Raw genomic sequence first — 19,720 nt, forward strand, 5'->3', positions numbered from 1 at the left:
CCCGGCGTACCGGACGGCTGCCGGTGTACGGGGGACGGGTCCCGGCACACGGGAGGTTCCGGGAGGTTCCGGGAGGTTCCGGGGCCTCGTGCTCAGCTCTGGGCCAGTGCCCAGATGCCCACGGCGAAACAGAGCAGCGCCACCACCAGGATCGGGACGGCCACCTTCGGGGGCGGCCCCGGACGCCTCGTCGGCGACGGAACAGTGGTGTGGGCGGACGGTGCCCCCGTCGGCCCCGGTCCGGGGAACGGCGGCTGTCCGGTGGTGTACGCGCGGGTGAGGGCCGGGTCGCTGTGCACCCCGGCCGTGGGGAGCTGCGAGACAGCCGGTGCCGGTGCCGGGAAGGGGGCTGCGGCCGCGTGCGGCGGGTGCGGTGCGGGAGGCGTGGCCGCGGGTTCCGGGGCCGGCGGCGCCGGCTGCCGGGGAGGCGGCGGGAGATGGAAGCTGCCCGTCTCCGACATCGATACGGGCGGCTGCGCCTGTGCCTGGGGCGCCGCCGCGGACGGCTGTCCCCGGTCGGTCGGCCATGCCTGGTCGGCCGGTCGTCCCGGCGCGGTGGGGGTCGGCGCGGCGTGGCCCGTCGGCGCGGGCCCGGGGACCGAAGGGGACGACGGCGCGGGCGGATCGTCCTGGACGTCCGTCCGGGGTTCCGCGACCGGCCCCTCGGGGCCGAACCCGGCGGGCAGCGGCCCGATCTGGTCGAAGACCTCCACCGGTTCGTCGTCGGGGCCGGACTCCGGCAGCATCTCGACCGCCGCAGACAGTGCCTTGCGCGCCCCCGTCGCCGTACGGAACCGGGCCTGGGGATCGGGTTGCAGCAGCCCGGCGAGGACCTGCCACAGAGGTTCGGGAATGCCTTCCGGGGCGCCGGGGGTGCCGTACGCGGCGAAGTGCTCGACGATGGCCCGCGCGTCCGGCTTCTTCCCCTGGAGCAGATACAGCGCGACCAGGCCGACGGCGAACAGGTCCGCGGGGAAGTCGGGTTCCGCGCCCATCATCTGCTCGGGTGCGAAGTAACCGGGCGTCCCCACCACGTAGTTGGTCTCGGTGAGGCGCGGCTCGCCCTTCCGCATGGAGATGCCGAAGTCGGACAGCCGCAGATGCGGCCGGCCGGTGCCGGTGGCCTCCAGAAGGACGTTGGCGGGCTTGATGTCCCGGTGCACCACGCCCTCCGCGTGCACCGTGGAGAGACCGGACAGCAACTGGTCCAGCAGCACGCATACGAAGCGCGGCGGCAAGGGCCCGTAGTCACCGATCAGATGGGCGAGCGAACCCCCGCTCACCAGGTCCATGGTGAAGAGCACCTTGTCGTCGTCCGCGGCCCAGCTGGCCGGGGCGAGCACATGCGGGTGCTCGATCCGCAGCGCCTGCTCGCGGACGAAGCGCAGCAGCGTGTGGGCGTCGCTCTGCTGGAGGACCTTGGCCGCCACGTAGCGGCGGCGACGGTGGTCCCAGGCGCGCCAGACGGCCCCGACTCCACCCCGTCCGATCGGATCGATCAGTTCGTACCGACCGGCGAAGACCTCACCCATTGCGCTGCGTCCGCTCCCCGTCCCTGACTCCATGCCGGGCTCACGCCCGGCTCATGCCCCGCTCACGCCCGTTCTCCGCACTTCTGCGTTCCGTGCGTCTTCGCGTTCCGTGCGCTCCGTGCGTCTTCGTGTTCCGCGCGCCTTCGCGTCCGGTGTTCGGCGTCCCGTGTTCTGTGTCCCGTGTGCCGTGGACGCGCCGCGTCAGCCCTGGTGTCCTTCGTAGTGCGCCACCGCGTCCGCGGTGCGTCCCGCGCCGTACACCTTCAGGAACTCTGCCAGTTCCGGGTGGGTCGGGGCGAGGCAGTCCGCGGCGTCGATGATGTCGCCGGCCGCCGCGACGGACCGCAGCAGCGACTGGATCTCGCGCACCACGCGCCGGACGGTCGGAGCGCCGCCGGTGTGGGAGGTCTGGCTGGTGGCGGTGAGGACGGAGCCGCCCTGGGACTTCTTGATCTCTTCCATGCGGTCGGTGGCCTCGCCCGCGCTGACGCTGCCGTCAGCCACCTGACCTGCCAGTTCCTGGAGGGCCTGGACGCGCTGGACGACCGCGGGGTTGCCGATCTTCGCGCGCTGGCCGCTCATCAGCTGGGAGAGCATGGGGGCGGACAGCCCGAGGACTGCGGCGAGCCGGGCCTGGTTCAGGCCGAGGTCGTCGATCAGGCGGCGGAACAGGGCCCCGAGAGGTTCTCCGTACCAACTGCGCTGAAGCTCCCTGGCTCTTGCCGTCGCCTCTTGCTGAGCTGCATCCATGGCGTCTCCCCTTCGCTGCCGCTTCGCTGCTGCGAACCTCGTCGTGCATCTTACGGAGAGTGGTTGCCGACCGGGAGTCCCCATCTTTTTTGCGAGATTCCCGGGAGTACCCGGTACTCTGGTCTGCGGCGGTGGCCGAGACGCAGAAACGTCCGGTGTTGTCCGCCTATTCGGGGCCTTAGCTCAGTTGGTAGAGCGCTGCCTTTGCAAGGCAGATGTCAGGAGTTCGAATCTCCTAGGCTCCACCCAGTAAATGCCCTCTGACCTGCGGAAACGCAGTGTCGGAGGGCGTTTTTTGTGCCCATTGGCGGGTGCCGACGGACCGCTGGAGGCGGGGGAGCCCTTGCCTCCCAAGAAGTTTGCAGGTGGGCCCCTCTCCTGTGGATCTCCTGGAACCTCGCGGGCCGAGAAGGCCGTCCTGGTGGTGCCGCCACAGGCCTTCGGCTCGTCCGGCTACCGTCGGGAGCCCTCCGCGAGGCTGAGGTCCGGAGGCGAGAGAAGTGCCGCCATGGACGGTCCTTGCTGGGTGCTGTTGTACGCGGCCTGGTGTGAGGGTGAGGCTCCCCGAGATACGGGGGGAGGTGACAGCGGGTCAGATGGTGCTCACGAGAGGAGCTCTGACGATGCCTGCCCCGAGGGAATATCCCTTGGAGTTGCGTGAGCGTGCGGTGCGGATGTACCGGACCGCCGAGCCGAAGCCCGTGATCCGTCGCATGGCCGAGGATCTCGGCGTCCATCACGAGGCCCTGCGGGGCTGGATCCGGCAGGCCGAGGGGGATGCCGGGCCGGCCGGGAGGCCGCCCCCGGCCGGCTCATCCACCACGCCGGCCACGGCTGCCAACCCGGACCCAACCGGTCGTCGCAATACCTCCGCGATCAGATGTTGCGACGACCACTGGAATCCACCCAATACACGTCGATCAAACTCACAGCACGCCTGGTCAGGGTCGGAATCCAGGCCAGTTCTTCCGCAGCCATGCCAAGTCGGTCTCGGCGCGGACACGGGTCGCCTGCTCGCGGGTGAACACCGCGTTCGTCTTGGTCAGGACCAGGGTGTAGGGGCGTCCCTGCCGCCGGGTGGTGTGGGACACGGGCAGGCCGGCCAGATCGATACGGCTGTGGATGTGCCGGCGCCCGGCCTCGGCGAGCGGCCACTCCATGACCCGTCGGGAGCGGGAGACGAGGAAGGCGTCGAGGTCGGGGCAGAGGTCGCAGCCGGACCGGCAGGCCCCGGCCGGAGGGAGCGACCAGTCGTCCGCCGCGCGCACGGGGCGGGTGACGGCCGTGGTGAGCAGGGCCTCGCAGTGGTCTGCGAGCGCGGGGAAGGGGCCGGTCGCGGGTGCGCCGTGGCGTACGGTCGTCGGCTGGCGTCCCGCGGCGCGCAGGGCGGGGAGCAGGCACTCCAGGACGGTGTCCGGCAGGCCTCGCAGTGCGGTGACGATCGTATCGGCGGCCCCGGTGTCGGCGGCCTGCAGGATGTGGGCCAATGGGGCGCCGAGCTGCTCCATGCCCGCGCGGCGCTCCGCCTCCCGGCCCACGTCGAGCCAGCCGGTGAGCTGCCGCTCGGTTGCCTGCCAGGCGCCCTCGGTCAGCGGTGTCGCCACCGCGTCCCCGTCACCGTCGGCGGTCCGCAGCGCGGTGCAGAGGCCGGGCAGTGATGCGAGCCACGCCGCGCGATCGGCCCCGGTGCAGGCGCCGACCGTCCCGAACCAACTGCCGACGGCCTCGCGCGCCCACGTCCGGCCGTACCGGGCGGCGGCTTCCGCGAGATCGGGGGCGTGCCGCTCGCTGAGGGTCTCCACTCCGAAGGGCGCCAGGAGCATAGCGGCGGTGTCCGCATCCCGCAGTCCCACCGCGACGCGCAGGGCGGCGGCGAAGAGCGGCGCGGCCGCTTCGCCCGACCCGTGGTGATCCCAGAAGGGGGCGAGTGATCGGGCGAGCGTGCGCGCCTGGTCGAGTTCTCCGGCGTCGAGGTGGCCCTGGAGTTCGTGCAGGGCTCCCTCGGAGCCGGCCTCGGCGCGTGCCGCGAACGAGCGCTGCCTGGGCCAGAGCACCACCGCGGCCCGCCGGTACCAGCGGTCCAGGGTGTTGCCGTAGTTGCCCATGTAGCCCTCGTACTCGGACTGGTAAGGCGTGAGGTCCTTGTTCTCGGTGGTGGCGCACACCTCGGCGTACGGGACGGGCAGGAAGATCTCCTCGCCGCCGGTGCCGTCCGGGCGGGTCCACCAGCCGAGGGTGATGTCGTCGTCGATCAGGTCATTGAGCTCGTAGTCGGAGAAGTCACCGCTGCGGCGGCGTTCGGCCCCGGGCTCCCCGTCGGGATCGAGGAGGCACTCACCCTCGCATTCCTCGTCCTCGCACTCGTCGAAGTGCTCGACATCGCCGTAGTAGTCGTAGCGGTCGTAGGGCGGAACGGCGTCCCAGGTCTCCTTCACCTCGGCCAGCGCCAGCACCGCTTCGCAACCGGCTTGCCCGGCGGCCTGGCGGAGCCGGGATGCTCGGGTGGCGTCGGCGCCCTTGAGACGATCCCAGTCCAGGCCGCGCTGGGTGTACTCGTGGTCGAGGAGGTAGACGAGCCGGTTGGGGGGCGTGGTTTCCGGGCGGCCGTAGGGGTAGCGCTGCTCGGCCGGGTCGGTGAAGTGCTCGGTCAGGCAGTGCGCCAGGTCGGCGACGGGGCCGTCGGTGTTCTCGCCGGTCGGCCGGACGCGCTCGGCGAGCAGGTTCATGGTGAGAGTGACGCGGTACCCGGAGGTGACGGGTTTGACCTCGTGATGGCAGTCCGCGTAGAAGGCGACGAACGTGAGCTGCTCCCGGGACGCCCGGTGGGTGACGCTGCGGCCCGCGTGTTCGACGACGAGTTCGCCGCCGGTGTGGTGGGAGGGCAGCGAGACGACCAGGGTTCCCACCATGGAGTCGTCCTTCTCGGAGTCCTGGTGCGGGAGGAAGAACTGACCCTTGCCGTACACCAGGAGAGCATGCGGTTCGGCCCGCAAGGCAGTGGTGGGCGGCAGGCCCAGGGCGTGGCGGACGCCGTCGAGGACTCCGCTCAGGGTGCGGTCCCAGTCGGGGCCGCCGAGCGTGATCCGGTCCGGGGTGATCTCCCAGGTGTCGCGCACGCTGGTGTCGGACAGCGTCTGCTCACCGCGGCCGAAACGGGCCTGCCTGGCTTGCGCGATCAGCTTCTTGGTGACGGGGGCGCGCAACGGCAGGGGCAACTCCCCGACACCGTCGACCGCGATGCGCAGCGCGTGGGCGGACATTTCGACGCGGGTACTGAAGTCTCCTCTTCGCTCTGCAGCTTCCAGCAGCTTCGCCAAACGCTTGCGTGCTTCGTGTCCCATGGAGTTTCGTTCCCCCGGTCGGCAGCGTGTCATCCCGTCCCGCGAACCTTAGAGGTCGCGCGGATAGGTGGGTCGGCGTCGCGTGGCGATGGGCGGCGCCCGGCGGCGTTGTCGTCGGTCGACGACTCCCCCATGGCCCGAAAGGCATGGGAGGGGCCCTTCGCGTCACCTCCCTCCTCCGCCTTGCCGGGCTTGCCCCTCGCCCCGCTCCTTCCTCCGCCCCACCTATGCGCGCGACCTCTTAGTGCTGCGGGAAGTCCCTGCTCCCGGATGGCGGAACACCAGATGCCGCGCCCCTCCCTTCGGGCGGACGACGCTGCTTTCGAAACACGCCCTGGGCTCCGCAGAACACGACGAAGCGGCTGCCGGAAGATCCTGGGATCCTCCGGCAGCCGCTTCGTCGTACGAGGGCCGCCCGGCATCGGCCGGGGCGGCGGCACGGCGGCGGCCGAGTGGTGCCGAGCGGTTCAGCCGCGGTCGTCGGGGCCGGTGCCGTTCACGCCCTCCGGGCCGTCCGTGCCCCTGTTCTCCCTCGCCTCGCCGGTCTCTCCGGCTTCCCCGGACTCCGGGTCGAGCGGTGCCGGACCGGAGCCGTCGACCGAGGACAGCGGGCCGCGCTCGGAGACCTCCGTGGGCGCGGACGGTTCGACCAGCCAGTCGGGGTTGGCCTGCTTGTCCCACCACCTCCAGGCGGCGTAGGCGGCGCCCGCCACGATGCCCGCCACGAAGAATCCCCTGCACACCCGGCCGGCCTTCGCCCGCCGTTCGTGCTTCCTGGCCAGTTGCCTGATCTCCTTCGCGGTGACATTGCCGCGCAGTGCGGCCAGCGCCGCCGCGCTGCGGGCCGACGCCTCCTCGGCCATGGGCTGGGCCACGGCCATCGCGTGCTCCATGCGCGGCACGGCGTAGTCCGCGGCGGTGCGGGCGGCCCGGCGGGTGCGGCACGCGGCGCGCTGCGCGACCTCGTCGACCTTGGGCGGCACGTGGGCGCGGGCCTGTTCGATACGTGGTGCGAGATGCGCGCCGTACTGGACACGGGCCTGCTGGGCCGCCTTCGTCACCTTCGGTACGAGCCGTGCGCGGGCCTCGTACGCGAGATGCGCGGCCTGGTCCTTGGCCGTGTCGGCGTAGGGCGCCACCACTTCCGCGGCGTGCTGCACGCTGCCCTTGGCCGAGTCGGTTGCGGCGCGCACGCTGTCGATGCGGGTCACGGGATCCTCCTCCTTGGTGGCGGGTGGTTGGTACGCCTTTCCACCCATTCAGAGATCATGCCTGCCGAAGGCGGGTCCGGCATGCGGGGCGGGCATCCGGGGCAGGCGCCCTGACCGGTCCGGGGCGTCCGGGAAGCCGTTGCGTCCGGCTGGTCGTGTTCACGTGGTGCGACGTGGTGCAAGGGGAGCTTGCCGACGAAGGTGCCGGGCTTCGGTTCAGCCCGCGCCGGTTCGTCACGCGCTTGGCCGCACGTGTTCCTGCGGGGAGCGGCACGCGGCCGAGCGGCACGCGGCTGAGCGGCACGCGGCCGAGCGGCACGCGGCTGAGCGGCACGCGGCCGAGCGGCACGCGGCTGCGGCGCGGGCCGCCGGGCGGGGACCGGTGTGTGCGGACGGGCGGGAACGGCGTGTGCCGTCGCGCGGGGACCGGGCATGGGGGTGAGGGGCGTGCGGGGGATCGGGCAACGAGGTGAGCGGGGCGCGCGCGGGGTGGCGGCCGGGCGCCGGAACGGGCGGTCCGTGCGAGGATCGGTGGGCGTCACCGAACATCTGACGTCACCGAGGACTTACGGAAGGCAGATCGTGGCCGAGCAGCTTTACGCCACCTTGAAGACCAACCAGGGCGACATCGAGATCCGGCTCCTGCCGAACCACGCCCCCAAGACGGTCAAGAACTTCGTGGAGCTCGCCAAGGGCGAGCGCGAGTGGACGCACCCCGAGACCGGCAAGAAGTCCACGGACAGGCTGTACGACGGCACCGTCTTCCACCGTGTCATCAGCGGCTTCATGATCCAGGGCGGCGACCCGCTGGGCAACGGCACCGGCGGCCCGGGGTACGAGTTCGGTGACGAGTTCCACCCCGACCTGGCCTTCACCAAGCCGTACCTGCTGGCCATGGCCAACGCGGGCCCGGGCACCAACGGCTCGCAGTTCTTCGTGACCGTCGCGCCGACCGCCTGGCTCACCGGCAAGCACACCATCTTCGGCGAGGTCGTCGACCCGGCCAGCCAGAAGGTCGTCGATGCCATCGCGGCCACCCGGACCAACCCCCGCACCGACCGTCCGGTGGAGGACGTCGTCATCGAGTCGGTCGTCATCGAGACCCGCTGATCACCTGCATCACCTGCATCACCTGCGGTCATCGGATGATCACGTTCTGGTCGTCCGATCGGGAACCAATCGCCCTGCTCGTCCGTACTTGTTACATGGTGGACGGGCAGGGCCGTGTCGTGCGTGCCGCCGCCACGACCAGGACCGAGGTGACCGGGAAGTGAGAGGACCGATGGACGAGCAGTCGCCGGAGGGCCGAGAGCGTCCGGGCGCCGCGGACGGTCCGCTCGGCTGTCACCGCCATCCCGGCCGCGAGGCGCATATCCGCTGCACCCGGTGCGACCGTCCGATCTGCACCGACTGCATGGTCGACGCCTCGGTCGGCTTCCAGTGCCCGGACTGCGTCCGTCGGGGTACCGGTACGGGGCACGACCCGGCCGCCGCCCGTCCGCGTACCCTCGCGGGCGGCACCGTCGCGGCCGATCCCCGGCTCTTCACCAAGATCCTTCTGGGGATCAACGTCGCCGTGTTCGTCGCCGTCCTGGCGAAGGGCGACGCGCTGGTCAACGAGCTGCTGTTGTTCGGCCGCGCTCCCACCTACGACGGCGGCCCGCTGGAGGGCGTCGCCGAGGGGCAGTGGTACCGCCTGGTGACGTCGATGTTCCTGCACCAGGAGACCTGGCACATCCTCTTCAACATGCTGGGCCTGTGGTGGCTCGGCGGTCCGCTGGAGGCGGTGCTCGGCCGTGCCCGCTATCTCGCCCTCTACATGCTCTCCGGTCTGGCGGGCGGGGCACTCACCTACTGGCTCTCCGCCCCGGGGCAGGGATCGCTCGGCGCCTCCGGCGCGATCTTCGGCCTGCTCGGCGCCACCGCCGTGCTGATGCGCCGGCTCAACTACGACATGCGCCCGGTCTTCGCGCTGCTCGCCGTGAACCTGGTCATCACCTTCAACCCCTGGGGCGGAATCGCCTGGCAGGCGCATGTGGGCGGTCTGATCGCGGGCACGCTGATCGCGATCGGCATGGTGCATGCGCCCCGGGAGCGTCGTGCGCTGGTGCAGTACGGCACCTGTGCCCTGGTCCTGGTCGCGGTGATCGGCATCGTTCTCGCCCGGACGGCCGCGCTGGCCTGAGCCGCCTCGCGCTGACCTGAGCCGCCCCGCGTGCGGCGGTCTGAGGGGACGGCTGTCGTGCGGTGGCCGCGGACGGCCCAGTTGTCCACAGCATGTGCCGGATCTTGTGCGTTCTGTGGGAACAAGTGAGCCCCTTGTCGCTGAGCTGGGTTTTCCAGCGGGGACAAGGGGCCTGCCGACCCTGGAGGGGGGCGGCTGCAGTCACATCGGTGTCAACAGTCGGTGAGTTATCCACAGATCGTCTGACCTTTTCCCCTGCCTGTGGATAACGCTGTGGGTAACTTGGGGCAAGGCTTGCGCGAGCAGGGCCCGCTGTGCATCGGCGCTCGTGGCCGGGGCGGGCCGACCCCGCCGCGGCCCTACTTCCACTGAGTGGAGACGCCGAATCCACCGGCGATGAAGCCGAAGCCGACGACGATGTTCCAGTTGCCCAGCGACGTGACCGGAAGCTCGCCGTCGGTCACGTAGAAGACGACGATCCAGGCCAGACCGATCAGGAAGAGCGTCAGCATGACCGGGGCCACCCAGCTGCGGTTGGTCAGCTTTATATTGCTCGCCTGCTTCGCCGGAGGGGGCGTGAAGTCGGCCTTCTTGCGGATACGTGACTTCGGCACGAGGAACTCTCCTGTCGATGCGCTGCGTGACCGCGCAGGTAACTGTGGCTGGCGCCGGGGCGGGGTGCGAGGGGGAATGCTGCCTCCCCCGGGCGTCCGTTAGCGTAGTCCTTCCGTGGCTCTGAAGGAGATAAGGGTACGTTGAGCAATCCCGCCGACTCCCCCCGAGGGCCGGAGCGCCGCGCCTTCCGGCACCCGGCCCGGGTGCTCACCGCTGCGGTTTTCGCCCTCGCCGGACTGATCTTCGTCACCAGTGCCAACACGGCCAAGGGCACCAACATCCGCACCGACGCCTCCCTGCTGAAGCTCTCCGACCTCATCCAGCAGCGCAGCGGCAAGAACGCCCAGCTGGACGAGACCAACGCGTCCGTGCGCGAGGACATCGACGCCCTCGTCCGGCGCGACGACGGCGCCACCGAGGAGGAGAACGCGCGACTCAAGGAGCTGGAGCGGGCCGCGGGCACGACGAAGCTCTCCGGCCACGCGGTGTCCGTCACCCTCGACGACGCCCCGCCCGACGCCACAGCGAACCCCGGCTACCCCGATCCCCAGCCCAACGACCTGGTCATCCACCAGCAGGACCTCCAGGCGGTCGTCAACGCGCTCTGGCAGGGCGGCGCCCAGGGCATCCAGGTCATGGACCAGCGGCTCATCTCCACCAGCGCGGTGCGCTGCGTCGGCAACACCCTGATCCTCCAGGGCCGCGTCTACTCCCCGCCGTACAAGATCACCGCGGTGGGCGACCCGGCCGCCCTCAAGCAGGCGCTCGACGACTCCCCGGCGATCAACAACTACCTGCTGTACGTGAAGGCGTACGGGCTCGGCTGGAAAGTCGACGAGCACCAGGCGGTGACTCTTCCCGGCTACTCGGGCACAGTGGACCTCCACCAGGCGGAGCCGGCGAAGTAGCGAGCTGCTGTGAGGAGGCCGACGCGGTGTCGGTGCGACTGATCGTGCGGACGTTCAGCGAACTCTGCATCACCGTCGGTGCTTTGATCGTGCTCTTCGTGGTGTACGTGCTGTTCTGGACCGGGGTACGGGCCGCGGGCGCGGCCGAGGACCAGATCGGCACCCTGCGCGACCAGTGGGCCCACGGGGCGGCACCCGCCTCGGCGTCCCCGGTGCCTTCCGCGTCACCCGCGCCCTCCTCGTCCCCGACGGCGGTGCCGGAGCCCGCCCCCGCGGCGTACCGGGACGGCAAGCCGTTCGCGATGCTCTACATACCCCGCTTCGGCAAGGGGTGGGAGTGGCCCGTACTGGAGAACACCGGGACCCGAACCCTGCAGAAGGGGATCGGCCACTACTCCGGGACCGCCCGCCTCGGCGAACGGGGCAATTTCGCGCTGGCCGGGCACCGCCGCACCTACGGGGACCCGTTCAAGGACTTCCCGAAGCTCCGCCCCGGGGACGCGGTGCTGCTGACGGACGGGACGACGTGGTTCACGTACCGCGTCGACAGGAAGCCCTACCGGACGGTGCCGGGCGACATCGGGGTCATCGACCCGGTACCCCGCAAGTCCGGCTTCGACGGGCCGGGCCGCTATCTGACGCTGACCACCTGCGACCCCGAGTGGGGGAGCAGCCACCGGCTGATCGCCTGGGCGCACCTCGACGCGACCCGGCCCGTGACCGACGGCAGACCGGCGGCTTTCCACAGCTGACCCACACGCGAGCCCCGGCCCTTTAGTCTGGTTCCCGTACCGAATGGAGGGGACTGCATGTACGGCTGGATCTGGCGGCACCTGCCGGGCAACGTGTGGGTGCGTGCGCTCATCTCGCTCGTGCTGGTGCTGGCCGTCGTCTACGCGCTTTTCCAGTACGTCTTTCCGTGGGCGGAGCCACTGCTGCCGTTCGGCGACGTGACGGTCGACGGCGAGGGCGGATCGGGGGCCGGACGATGAGTGCCCGCATTCTCGTCGTGGACAACTACGACAGCTTCGTCTTCAACCTCGTCCAGTACCTCTACCAGCTCGGCGCCGACTGCGAAGTGCTCCGGAACGACGAGGTGACCACGGCGCACGCCCAGGACGGCTTCGACGGGGTCCTGCTCTCCCCCGGACCCGGCACCCCCGAGCAGGCGGGTGTCTGCGTGGAGATGGTCCACCACTGCGCGGCGACGGGCGTCCCGGTCTTCGGGGTCTGCCTGGGGATGCAGTCGATGGCGGTGGCGTACGGCGGTGTGGTGGATCGCGCCCCGGAGCTGCTGCACGGCAAGACCTCGCCGGTCGTCCACGACGGCACGGGGGTCTTCGCGGGCCTTCCCTCCCCCTTCACCGCGACCCGCTACCACTCGCTCGCCGCCGAACCGGACACGATTCCGCCGGAGCTGGAGGTGACGGCCCGCACGGCCGACGGCATCATCATGGGGCTGCGCCACCGTGAACTGCCGGTGGAGGGCGTGCAGTTCCATCCGGAGTCGGTGCTCACCGAGCACGGACACCTGATGCTCGCCAACTGGCTGGTGCAGTGCGGCGACACGGGAGCCGTCGCGAGATCGGCGGGGCTCGCGCCGGTGGTGGGCAAGGCCGTAGCGTGACCGAGCTCCGCCCCGAACCCGACGCCGGACGGGACGGCCCGTACGAGCGGGGAGCGTACGAGGCGGGTGCCTCCGAGACGGCGAGCGCGTTCGAGGCGGCGGGCTTCGAGGAGACGGGTGCCTTCGAAGCGGCGGTCGGCCGGCTGGCCGATCCGCTGAACGACCCGCTGCCGGGGCCGGTTCCGGGACAGCACCCGTCGCCATGGTTCCGCGCGGAGGCCGGGGCGCCCGCAGAGGCCGTGTCGCCGGACGGACCGGGCCCGGGGCACGAGCAGGGGCGTGGACGAGGGCAGCACCGGGCTCCGGACGCCCAGGCACGGGCGCGGACGTACGTCCCGGCCCCGGAGCAGGCACAGACGTCACTGCCATCACAGTTGCCGGAGTCATCAACGCCGTCACAGTCATCACCGTCGGCAGAGTCACCGCGGCCGCCACGGATGACACGTGTTTCTCAGGAGACCCCGCCGGAGTGGTACGACCCCGAGGGCTTCGAACGGGACTGGTGCGGGCCGCGGAACCCCGCACCGGCGCCCGAGGCGCGGCCGGTCCCCCTGCGGTCCTCCTCCCCCTCGTCCGTGGCCTCCGCCGTCGCGGACGACGAGGCGGCCGGGGCACGGGCCGCGAAGCCCGGGGACGCCGACGATCCACTGGCATCGACCCGGCAGATGCCTCCGCTTTCCTTCCCCGTTCCCGACCCTGTTCCCGTTCCCGTTCCGGGTCCGGGTCCGGGTCCGGACTCGGCATCGGAGACGACATCGGTGTTGGCACCGGTGTCGGACCTGGAGCCGGAGGAACCGCGTACCGGGGGCCGTGCCGAGCGCCGACGAGCCGCGAAGGGACGGGGCCGCAGACGTGCCGAACCGCGGCAGGGGCCCGCGCATCCCGCCCCGCCGACGCCCGACAGGCCGGCGCCCGACAGGCCGATGTCGCGGGTCGAGGCGCGGCGTGCGGCGCGTGCGGCCAAGGAGAGCCCGGCCGTCGTCGCCAGCCGGGTCGTCGGTGAACTGTTCATCACGCTCGGCGTTCTGATGCTGCTGTTCGTCACGTACCAGCTGTGGTGGACGAACGTGCGCGCCGATCAGTACGCCGGCAAGGAAACGCACAAGATCCAGGACAACTGGGCGAAGAGCGACCGCGCTCCCGGCGCCTTCGAGGCGGGACAGGGCTTCGCCATCCTCCACATCCCCAAGCTGGACGTGGTCGCTCCGATCGCCGAGGGCATCAGCAAGGAGGAGGTCCTCGACCGGGGCATGGTCGGCCACTACGCCGAGGGCACGCTGCGCACCGCTATGCCGTCGGACAAGCAGGGCAACTTCTCGATCGCGGGCCACCGCAATACGCACGGCGAGCCCTTCCGCTACATCAATCAGCTGGGCCCCGGCGACCCGATCGTGGTCGAGACGCAGGACACGTACTACACGTACGAGATGACGAAGCTGCTGCCGCAGACCTCGCCGTCCAACATCTCGGTCATCGGCCCGGTGCCGCCGGAGTCGGGATTCACCAAACCCGGCCGATACATCACGATGACGACATGTACGCCGGAATTCACGAGTACGTACCGTTTGATCGTCTGGGGCAAGATGGTCGACGAACGACCGCGCAGCAAGGGGAAGCCCGACGCGCTTCTCGACTGACACATCATCACCACAGGGACGGGTGCGGTGACAACGAGGACCGAGCACGAAGAGCTGACCGGCGAGTCCGCGCCACCGCCGCGGCGTGCGGGCCGCCATCCCGTCGCGACCGCGATCAGCGTCTTCGGTGAACTCCTGATCACGGCGGGCCTGGTCCTGGGCCTCTTCGTGGCGTACTCCCTCTGGTGGACCAATGTGCTCGCCGACCGTGAGGCGACGCAGCAGGGCGACACCGTCCGCGACCGCTGGGCGGACGGGCCGGGCGCGCTGGACACCAAGGACGGCATCGGCTTCCTGCACGTTCCGTCGATGAGGAACGGCGAGGTGCTCGTCAAGAAGGGCACCGACACCGAGAACCTCAACGACGGCATCGCGGGCTACTACACGGACCCGGTGAAGTCGGCCCTGCCCTGGGACAAGAAGGGCAACTTCACCCTGGCGGCGCACCGCGACGGGCACGGTGCCAAGTTCCACAACATCGACAAGGTGCGGACGGGCGACGCGGTCGTCTTCGAGACCAGGGACACCTGGTACGTCTACAAGGTGTTCAAGGAGCTTCCCGAGACGTCGAAGTACGACGTCGACGTGCTGCTGCCGGTGCCGAAGGGATCGGGCGCGAAGAAGCCCGGCCGCTACATCACGCTGACGACCTGCACACCGGTCTACACGTCCAATTACCGCTACATCGTGTGGGGCGAGCTGGTGCGCACGGAGAAGGTCGACAAGGACCGCACGAAACCGGCGGAGCTGCGCTGACGCCCGCCGGGCACGGTGCCGCCCCGTTGCACGCCCCCATGAACGGCGCGGGCACGTTCGTGACGGCGCGAACGCGGTCCTGACGGCGATGGCAAAGGGCCCCGGTCACCCGTTGTCGGGTGACCGGGGCCCTTTTGAGGCCGGGGCCGGCGGTCAGTGTTTCCGATGACCGTTCGGGCCGCCGAAGGAGTTGCCGTCCCCTCCGCCGGGAATGGTCATCACGCCGACCTCGCTGTCCTTGTCGACCTGCTGTCCCTGGCCGGGCTGGGAGGTGACGACCCGGGCGTTGTCGTCGTTCGGGCCCTGTACCTGACCGAGCCGGAGTCCCGCCCCGGCGAGCAGGTTCTTCACCTCTCCGAGGGTCTTGCCCTGGATGTCGGGAACCGTGGTCTGTTCCGGCTGCTTCGGGCCCTTCGAGACCGTCAGGACGATCTGGGCGTCCAGCGGCTGCGCCGAGTTCCCCGGCGGGTTCTGGCTGATGACCGTGCCCGCGGGCTTCTCCGAATCGACGTCGGTCCTGGACACGTTCTTGAAGCCCAGGACAGTGAGCTGTGCCACCGCGTCGTCGTAGCTCCGGTCGGTCACCGGCGGAAGCTGCTGAGTGGCCTGCTTGGCGACCGTGATCGTGACCTCGGAGTTCTTCTCGGCCTTCGTTCCGCCCTTGGGGTCCTGCTTGATGACCGTGCCCGGGTCGCTCTCGGACTCGACCGCGGTGACGTTGACCGTGAAGCCCTTCTCCTCAAGGTACTTACGGGCGCTGGCCTCGGACTTCTCCGTGACGTCCGGGACCTCGACCTTCGGCGGACCGGCGGAGACGACGACCGTGACGGTGTCCTTCTCGGCCATCTTGTCGCCGGCGGCCGGGGTCTGGCTGCAGATCTTGTCCTTGGGCTGGTCCTCGCAGGGCTCGTGCGAACCGACCTTGAGGACGAGGTCGGATCTCTCCGCGCGTGTCTGGGCCTCGTCCACGGTCAGGCCGACCAGGTTCGGCACACTGATCTGGTTGCTGTCGTTGCCGCCGGAGAGCGACTTGCCGATCAGGATCGCGCCGATCAGGACCAGGACACCGGCGACGACGAGCAGGATCGTCGAGGTGTTGCTCTTCTTCTGGCGGCGGCGGTCCGGGCGGTCGTCGTAGCCGTACCCGCCGTCGTCCGGGTTGACCGGGGGCAGCATGGAGGTGGCGCCCGCGCCGTTCTGGTCGGCGGAGTGCAGCGCCGTGGTGGGCTGGTCGCCGTACCCGCCGTCGTAGCCGCCGTAGCCGGGCGCGCCCATCGCCGCCGCGGCGGCGACCGGCTGGCCGTCGAGGCACGCCTCGATGTCGGCGCGCATCTCGTCGGCCGACTGGTAGCGGTAGTCGGGGTCCTTGACCAGGGCCTTCAGCACGATCGCGTCCATGGCGGGCGTGATCTCGGGGTCGAAGTTGCTGGGTGGCTGAGGCTCTTCCCGTACGTGCTGGTAGGCGACCGCTACGGGGGAGTCCCCGATGAACGGCGGCCGGACGGTCAGCAGCTCATAGAGCAGGCAGCCGGTCGAGTACAGGTCGGAACGCGCGTCGACCTGCTCGCCCTTGGCCTGCTCCGGCGAGAGGTACTGGGCGGTGCCGATGACGGCCGAGGTCTGGGTCATCGTCATGCCGGAGTCGCCCATGGCGCGGGCGATGCCGAAGTCCATGACCTTGACCTGGCCGGTGCGCGTCAGCATGACGTTCGCCGGCTTGATGTCACGGTGGACGATGCCCGCGCGGTGCGAGTACTCCAGCGCCTGGAGGATGCCGACGGTCATCTCCAGGGTGCGCTCGGGCAGCAGCTTGCGGCCGGAGTGCAGGAGCTCCCTGAGCGTCGATCCGTCGACGTACTCCATCACGATGTACGGGATGGAGACCCCGTCGACGTAGTCCTCGCCGGTGTCGTAGACCGCGACGATCGCCGGGTGGTTGAGCGAGGCGGCGGACTGGGCCTCACGGCGGAACCGGGCCTGGAAGGACGGGTCGCGGGCCAGGTCGGCCCGGAGCGTCTTCACAGCTACGGTGCGGCCGAGCCGGGTGTCGTGTGCGAGGTAGACCTCGGCCATGCCACCACGGCCGAGCACCGAGCCCAGCTCGTACCGGCCGCCGAGGCGACGCGGCTCTTCCATAACTGTTCCAGCCCTCTCCGTCAGTCCCGACCGCACCGGTGCGCGGTCCGGCGGTGTGCTGCTCGCGCCTACGCTACCGGCCGCGCACTACCCGATCGGCCCGGAGCCCGGACCTGATACCTGACCGGTATCCGAAGATGCAGGTATGGCACTTGGTGTGACGGTCATCACTTCTTGTCGATGACCGCTTGCATCACTGCCTTGGCGATCGGGGCGGCCAGACCACCACCGGAGATGTCGCCGCGGTTCGCCTCGCCGTCCTCGACGACCACGGCCACGGCGACCGGGGAGCCGTTGTCGGTCTTGGCGTACGAGATGAACCAGGCGTACGGCTTCTCGCTGTTGTTGAGGCCGTGCTGGGCCGTACCGGTCTTGCCGCCGACGGTGACGCCGGGGATCTGGGCGTTCTTACCGGTGCCGTCCTGGACGACGGTCTCCATCATCCGCTGGAGCTTCTGGGCGTTCTCGGCGGAGAGGGCCTGGCTGAGCTGTTCCTTCTTGTGGGTGTAGATGACGTCGAGGTTGGGCGCCTGACGCTCGGCGACCATGTACGGCTGCATCAGCTTGCCGTCGTTGGCGACCGCGGCGGCGACCATGGCCATCTGGAGCGGGGTGGAGCGGTTGGACGCCTGGCCGATGCCGGCCATGGCGTTCTGCGGCCGGTTGTCCTTGGGGTAAATGCTGGCGTCGGACCGTACCGGAGTGAAGATCTCCTTGTTGAAGCCGAACTTGTCAGCCTGGTCGATCATCTTCTGGTTGCCGAGGTCGTCGCTGATCTTGCCGAAGACGGTGTTGCAGGACCACCGCAGCGCCTCCCGGAGCGAGGCGTTCTCGCACGGGATGTTGCCCTCGTTGTTCAGGTTGTTGGTCGAAAGGGGCAGTCGCCAGGGCAGCGGGGAGTTCGTCTTCGCGTCGATGTCGGTGTACAGCCCGTTCTCCAGGGCTGCGGCGGCGGTGACGACCTTGAAGGTCGAGCCCGGCGGGTAGGTCTCGCGCAATGCCCGGTTGAGCATCGGCTTGTTCTTGTCCTCCAGGAGGACCTTACGGGCCTTCTCGTCCTCGAGGGAGTTGCCCGCGAACACCGAGGGGTCGTACGAAGGCGTACTGACCAAGGTCAGGATCGCGCCTGTCCTCGGGTCGAGTGCGACCACGGCGCCCTTCTTGTTGCCGAGCTTCTCGAATGCTGCCTTCTGTGCAGCACCATTGAGAGTGGTGACGATGTTGCCGCCCTTCTTCTGACCGCCCGTGAAGAGGGACAGCGTGCGGTCGAAGAAGAGCTGGTCGCTGTTGCCGGTCAGAATGCCGTCTTCAAGGTTCTCGAGCTGCGAGGCATCGAAGGCCTGTGAGGAGTAACCGGTCACAGGAGCCCACATGGGGCCGTTCTTCCAAACCCGCTTGTACTTGAAGTCGCTGCCTGAGGTCTCGACGGATCCGGTGACGGGGTTGCCGTCGACGATGATGTTGCCGCGCTCGTGCGAGTAACGCTCGATCTGAACACGGCGGTTGTGCTCATGCCCATTCAGTTCGTCGGCACGCACGTACTGGAGCCAGTTGACACGGACCAGGAGAGCGAGGACTAGCACCCCGCAAAAAATAGCGATCCTGCGAAGTGGCTTGTTCACGGTCGGACCACCTGGGTCATTTCGGCGTCGGGTGACGGAGCTGGGGCCGGCGCGGGGCGCCGTGCGGTGTCGCTGATACGGAGCAGGATGCCGACCAGGGCCCAGTTGGCGATCACGGACGAACCACCTGCCGCGAGGAACGGCATGGTCATGCCGGTCAGCGGGATGAGGCCCATGACACCACCGGCGACGACGAAGACCTGAATGGCGAAGGAGCTGGAGAGACCGATCGCGAGAAGTTTGCCGAAGGGGTCGCGTGCGGCGAGAGCGGTGCGAATGCCACGCTCCACGATGAGGCCGTAGATCAAGAGGATGGCCATCATTCCGGCAAGGCCAAGCTCTTCGCCGACGGTCGCAAGGATGAAGTCGGAGTTGGCGGCGAAGCCGATCAGGTCAGAGTTGCCCTGGCCGAGTCCGGTGCCGAGAGTTCCGCCGGAACCGAAGGCCATGAGGGACTTGGCCATCTGCTCGCTCGCGGCTTCCTTGCCCCAGCCCGCGAAGGGGTCGAGCCAGGCGGTGACGCGCTGCTGGACGTGTGGCTCGAACGAGGCGACGCCGACGGCGCCCACAGCGGACATCAGCAGACCGAAGACGATCCAGCTGGTGCGTTCCGTGGCCACGTACAGCATGACGACGAACATGCCGAAGAACAGCAGGGAAGAACCGAGGTCGGTCTCGAAGACCAGAATCAGGATCGAGAAGGCCCAGACCATGAGGATGGGGCCGAGGTCACGGCCTCGCGGAAGGTACAGCCCCATGAAGCGACGGCTGGCCAGGGCCAGGGCATCGCGCTTGACCATCAGATAGCCCGCGAAGAAGACCGTGATGATGATCTTGGCGAACTCGCCGGGCTGAAGGGTGCCGATACCTGGGATCCGGATCCAGATCTTGGCACCGTTCACCGCTGGGAAGAACATCGGAAGGATCAGCAGGAACAGCGCTACGACCATGGAGATGTAGGTGTAGCGCTGCAGGATGCGGTGGTCCTTGAGGGTCAGCAGTACGACCACGAGCAGCCCGACCCCGACCGCCGAGAACATCAGCTGTTTGGACGCGGCGGGTGCGAAGGTCTTCAGCGCCTGGAATCTCTCCGACTGGTCCAGGCGCCAGATGAGCGCAAGGCCCAGACCGTTGAGCAGCGTGGCCAGCGGTAGGAGAAGCGGGTCCGCGTAGCGAGCGAATCTGCGCACGGCGAGATGCGCGATGCCTGCGAGCAGGGCGAGCCCGAGGCCGTATCCGAGCATGCCGGAGGGCAGTTCGCCGTTGAGAGCGAGGCCCACGTTCGCGTAGGCGAAAACCGAGATGAAGACGGCGAAGACAAGCAACGCCAACTCGGTGTTGCGGCGGCTCGGTGCGTCGATCGCGCCGATCGTGGTCGTATTGGTGACAACGCTCATGGT

The 19,720-nt window shown here is 69.5% G+C and carries 16 protein-coding genes, 1 tRNA gene and 1 pseudogene; 10 read left to right on the plus strand and 8 right to left on the minus strand.

Going from position 1 to position 19,720, the window contains the following annotated elements; translation table 11 throughout:
* Positions 1–92 precede the first annotated feature (92 nt).
* Both ACFYXM_RS06435 and ACFYXM_RS06440 read right to left on the minus strand, forming a co-directional pair.
* On the minus strand, positions 93–1,532 hold the full coding sequence (locus ACFYXM_RS06435) for a serine/threonine-protein kinase (RefSeq protein WP_389287407.1): 1,440 nt from the start codon (positions 1,530–1,532) through the stop codon (positions 93–95).
* 201 nt (positions 1,533–1,733) lie between these two features.
* On the minus strand, positions 1,734–2,282 hold the full coding sequence (locus ACFYXM_RS06440; RefSeq protein WP_389287409.1) for a helix-turn-helix domain-containing protein: 549 nt from the start codon (positions 2,280–2,282) through the stop codon (positions 1,734–1,736).
* Positions 2,283–2,454: 172 nt separating this feature from the next.
* On the opposite strand from ACFYXM_RS06440, the gene ACFYXM_RS06445 reads away from it, so the two are divergent.
* Positions 2,455–2,527, plus strand: a tRNA-Ala gene (locus ACFYXM_RS06445).
* Positions 2,528–2,905: 378 nt separating this feature from the next.
* Positions 2,906–3,064: pseudogene (locus ACFYXM_RS06450) on the plus strand (transposase); the annotation flags it as partial.
* A 159-nt stretch (positions 3,065–3,223) separates the two neighbouring features.
* Here the strand turns inward: ACFYXM_RS06450 and ACFYXM_RS06455 are convergent.
* Both ACFYXM_RS06455 and ACFYXM_RS06460 read right to left on the minus strand, forming a co-directional pair.
* On the minus strand, positions 3,224–5,623 hold the full coding sequence (locus tag ACFYXM_RS06455) for a 2OG-Fe(II) oxygenase (RefSeq protein ID WP_389287411.1): 2,400 nt from the start codon (positions 5,621–5,623) through the stop codon (positions 3,224–3,226).
* A 467-nt stretch (positions 5,624–6,090) separates the two neighbouring features.
* Entirely contained in the window at positions 6,091–6,834 is a 744-nt protein-coding gene (locus ACFYXM_RS06460) for a DUF5324 family protein (RefSeq protein ID WP_389287705.1), read from the minus strand.
* Between the two features lie 582 nt (positions 6,835–7,416).
* Between ACFYXM_RS06460 and ACFYXM_RS06465 the strand changes: the two genes are divergently transcribed.
* Together ACFYXM_RS06465 and ACFYXM_RS06470 are read left to right on the plus strand one after the other, a co-directional pair.
* A complete protein-coding gene (locus ACFYXM_RS06465; RefSeq protein WP_389287413.1) occupies positions 7,417–7,944 on the plus strand; it encodes a peptidylprolyl isomerase in 528 nt (175 codons plus the stop codon).
* A gap of 172 nt (positions 7,945–8,116) precedes the next feature.
* Positions 8,117–9,019: a rhomboid family intramembrane serine protease gene (locus tag ACFYXM_RS06470; protein WP_389287415.1), complete on the plus strand. Its 903-nt coding sequence runs from the start codon at positions 8,117–8,119 to the stop codon at positions 9,017–9,019.
* 359 nt (positions 9,020–9,378) lie between these two features.
* Here ACFYXM_RS06470 and crgA read toward each other — a convergent pair whose 3' ends face one another.
* Positions 9,379–9,633 carry a cell division protein CrgA gene (gene crgA / locus ACFYXM_RS06475; RefSeq protein WP_389287417.1) on the minus strand — a complete coding sequence of 85 codons (255 nt, stop codon included), beginning with the start codon at positions 9,631–9,633 and terminating at the stop codon, positions 9,379–9,381.
* A 141-nt stretch (positions 9,634–9,774) separates the two neighbouring features.
* Here crgA and ACFYXM_RS06480 point away from each other — a divergent pair, with 141 nt between their 5' ends.
* From ACFYXM_RS06480 to ACFYXM_RS06505, 6 genes are read left to right on the plus strand one after another with little or no spacing between them, the layout of a single operon-like run.
* Positions 9,775–10,542: a DUF881 domain-containing protein gene (locus ACFYXM_RS06480; RefSeq protein WP_389287419.1), complete on the plus strand. Its 768-nt coding sequence runs from the start codon at positions 9,775–9,777 to the stop codon at positions 10,540–10,542.
* Positions 10,543–10,568: 26 nt separating this feature from the next.
* Complete coding sequence (locus ACFYXM_RS06485) at positions 10,569–11,294, plus strand: class E sortase (protein WP_389287421.1); 726 nt, start codon at positions 10,569–10,571, stop codon at positions 11,292–11,294.
* Positions 11,295–11,351: 57 nt separating this feature from the next.
* Positions 11,352–11,534, plus strand: a complete 183-nt coding sequence (locus tag ACFYXM_RS06490) for a hypothetical protein (protein ID WP_073790732.1) — start codon at positions 11,352–11,354, stop codon at positions 11,532–11,534.
* On the plus strand, positions 11,531–12,169 hold the full coding sequence (locus ACFYXM_RS06495) for an aminodeoxychorismate/anthranilate synthase component II (RefSeq protein WP_389287424.1): 639 nt from the start codon (positions 11,531–11,533) through the stop codon (positions 12,167–12,169). The genes ACFYXM_RS06490 and ACFYXM_RS06495 overlap by 4 nt, the downstream gene beginning before the upstream one ends.
* Positions 12,166–13,806 carry a class E sortase gene (locus ACFYXM_RS06500; protein WP_389287426.1) on the plus strand — a complete coding sequence of 547 codons (1,641 nt, stop codon included), beginning with the start codon at positions 12,166–12,168 and terminating at the stop codon, positions 13,804–13,806. The genes ACFYXM_RS06495 and ACFYXM_RS06500 overlap by 4 nt, the downstream gene beginning before the upstream one ends.
* A gap of 27 nt (positions 13,807–13,833) precedes the next feature.
* On the plus strand, positions 13,834–14,562 hold the full coding sequence (locus ACFYXM_RS06505; protein ID WP_389287428.1) for a class E sortase: 729 nt from the start codon (positions 13,834–13,836) through the stop codon (positions 14,560–14,562).
* Positions 14,563–14,715: 153 nt separating this feature from the next.
* Here ACFYXM_RS06505 and pknB read toward each other — a convergent pair whose 3' ends face one another.
* The 3 genes from pknB to ACFYXM_RS06520 all read right to left on the minus strand — a co-directional run bounded on the left by pknB (position 14,716) and on the right by ACFYXM_RS06520 (position 19,717).
* The gene (pknB, locus tag ACFYXM_RS06510) at positions 14,716–16,698 is read right to left on the minus strand and encodes a Stk1 family PASTA domain-containing Ser/Thr kinase (RefSeq protein WP_389287430.1); all 1,983 of its coding nucleotides are present in this window, start codon (positions 16,696–16,698) and stop codon (positions 14,716–14,718) included.
* A gap of 167 nt (positions 16,699–16,865) precedes the next feature.
* Positions 16,866–18,320 (minus strand): penicillin-binding transpeptidase domain-containing protein, encoded by a 1,455-nt coding sequence (locus tag ACFYXM_RS06515; protein WP_389287432.1) that lies wholly within the window; start codon positions 18,318–18,320, stop codon positions 16,866–16,868.
* Positions 18,317–19,717, minus strand: a complete 1,401-nt coding sequence (locus tag ACFYXM_RS06520; protein WP_389287434.1) for an FtsW/RodA/SpoVE family cell cycle protein — start codon at positions 19,715–19,717, stop codon at positions 18,317–18,319. Before ACFYXM_RS06520 ends, ACFYXM_RS06515 begins: the two co-directional genes overlap by 4 nt.
* Between the last annotated feature and the right edge of the window lie 3 nt (positions 19,718–19,720).

This window comes from Streptomyces sp. NPDC002476 (assembly GCF_042889785.1).
Lineage (GTDB): Bacteria > Actinomycetota > Actinomycetes > Streptomycetales > Streptomycetaceae > Streptomyces.